General features: G+C 73.2%; 2 protein-coding genes. Both read left to right on the top strand.

Annotation, left to right across the window (positions count from 1 at the left end; all coding sequences use genetic code 11):
- Positions 1-5: 5 nt before the first annotated feature.
- Positions 6-839, top strand: a complete 834-nt coding sequence (locus Q2100_RS29825) for an alpha/beta hydrolase-fold protein (RefSeq protein WP_302916925.1) — start codon at positions 6-8, stop codon at positions 837-839.
- Between the two features lie 76 nt (positions 840-915).
- On the top strand, positions 916-2,104 hold a 1,189-nt coding region (locus Q2100_RS29820; RefSeq protein ID WP_407667720.1), incomplete at its 3' end, for an acyltransferase family protein.

Raw genomic sequence — 2,104 nt, 5'->3', positions numbered from 1 at the left:
CCGCCATGTCGACTGACTCGTCTCTGTCACGCCGCGCTGCACTGCGGCTGGGCGCCGGCGCCGCCTTCGCCTTGGCGCCGTTGCTCGGCGCCGCAGCCGCGAGGGCCGACCCGGGTGCGCCCTCGACGGCCGCCACCGCCCCACTGTCGGGATCGTTCCGGTCCGACGCGCGCGGCGGGATCGAGACGCGGTGGATGATCGCCCGCACCCCGGGGGCGACAGGGCCGGCGCGGACCGTGATCGCACTGCACGGCAAGGACTCCGACGCCGCGGGCGTGATGGCGCTCGGCGTCGAGACCGCACTCGCCGAGGTGGCGCGTGCCGGTGGCGCTCCGCTGGCGGTGGTCAGCGTCGACGGCGGCAACGGCTACTGGCACGCCAGGGAATCCGGCGGCGACGCCGGGGCGATGGTGCTCGACGAACTGCTGCCGATGCTGGCCGAGAAAGGCCTCGACACCAGCCGGGTGGCGTTCATCGGATGGTCGATGGGCGGCTACGGCGCGCTGCTGCTGGGCGGCTTGCTCGGTCCGGCACGCACCTCGGCGATCTGCGCGGTGAGCCCGGCGCTCTACACCGGCTGGATCCCGGCGATGATGAACGGCGCGGTCGACGGGCCCGACGACTACGCCAGGTACTCGGTGTTCGGCGCCGAAGCGCTGTCGGTGATCCCGGTGCGGGTGGACTGCGGGACCAGTGATCAGTTCTACACGGCCACCAGGAAGTTCACCGCCTCGCTGCGCAGGCCGCCGTCGGGTGTGGGTTACGCCGGCGGGCACGACGCCGACGGGTGGCGGCGCCAACTGCCTGCCGAACTCGCCTGGATAGCCGCACAGCCCTGACGGTCTGACACGCGAGGCGCGTCGGAGCGGGCAATACCGGCCGGCACGCCGCTGACGTGGGACGATCGGGGCCGAAGTGACTGAAGTGGCGGCGACTCCCGGATCCACCACCCGACGCGGCCCGCCCGCGAGCGGTCGGAACACGCTGACGCGGAATGGCTTCCGGCCCGACATCGAAGGGCTGCGGGCGATCGCCGTGCTGGCGGTGGTGCTCTACCACGCCGGCGTTCCGGGTATCGGCGGCGGATTCATCGGCGTGGACGTGTTCTTCGTCGTCTCGGGATTCCTGATCACCGGCCTGCTGTGGCGGGAGGTGGCCGGCACCGGAACCGTCCGGCTTGGCGCGTTCTATGCGGCGCGGGCCCGTCGGCTGCTCCCCGCGGCGGCGCTGGTGCTGACGGCGACGGCTGTCGCGGCCGCCGCCCTGCTGCCCGCGCTGCAGGCGCGCAGCGTGCTGGGTGACGCCATCGCGAGCGCGCTGTACGTCGGCAACTACCGGTTCGCGATCGAGGGCACCGACTACCTCGCGGCCGACGTGGCGCCCTCACCGCTGCAGCACTACTGGTCCCTCGGCGTCGAGGAACAGTTCTACCTGCTGTGGCCGGCGCTGATGATCGCGACGGCCTGGCTGGTCGCCCACGCGGGCTGGGCGGCGGCGCGATCGGTGCGGCCCTATGTCGTCACGCTGACGGTGGTCGCGGTGGCGTCGTTCGCGGTGTCACTGTCCTGGACGCACGAGTGGCCGTCGTGGGCGTTCTTCTCGTTGCCGACCCGGGGCTGGGAACTGGCGCTCGGCGGTGTGGTGGCGCTGACCGCCGGCTTCTGGCGTTCGCTGCCGCCGGTGGCCGCGGCCGTCGTCGGGTGGGGCGGGCTGGCGCTGATCGTCGTCACCTGCACGCAGGTGGGCTCGTCGACGCCGTTCCCCGGCACCGCGGCGCTGCTGCCGGTGCTGGGCACCGCACTGGTGATCGGCGCCGGTTGTGCGACACCGACTCTCGGAGTGGGCCGGTTCCTCGGCGAACCGGTGATGCGCGGGATCGGCCGGGTGTCGTACTCGTGGTACCTGTGGCACTGGCCGGTGCTGGTGCTGGCGCCGCCGGTGTTCGGGCAGATGCCCGGCCTGGCGGGCCGGCTCGCGCTGGTGGTGATCTCGCTCGGACTGGCGATCCTCACGCTGCACCTGGTCGAGAATCCCGCCCGCTTCGCGGTGCGGTTGCGGTCGTCGGCGCCGCGCAGCCTGCTGGCCGGCGCCGTCGCGACCGGCC

It is taken from the genome of Mycolicibacterium arseniciresistens (assembly GCF_030519285.1).
GTDB classification, from domain to species: Bacteria; Actinomycetota; Actinomycetes; order Mycobacteriales; family Mycobacteriaceae; genus Mycobacterium; species Mycobacterium arseniciresistens.
This window is presented reverse-complemented; position numbering and strand designations above follow the sequence as displayed.

Bases quoted from the DNA above. Each gene is read 5' to 3' on its own strand.
- Q2100_RS29825 (WP_302916925.1), top strand. From the start codon at position 6: ATGTCGACTGACTCGTCTCTGTCACGCCGCGCTGCACTGCGGCTGGGC.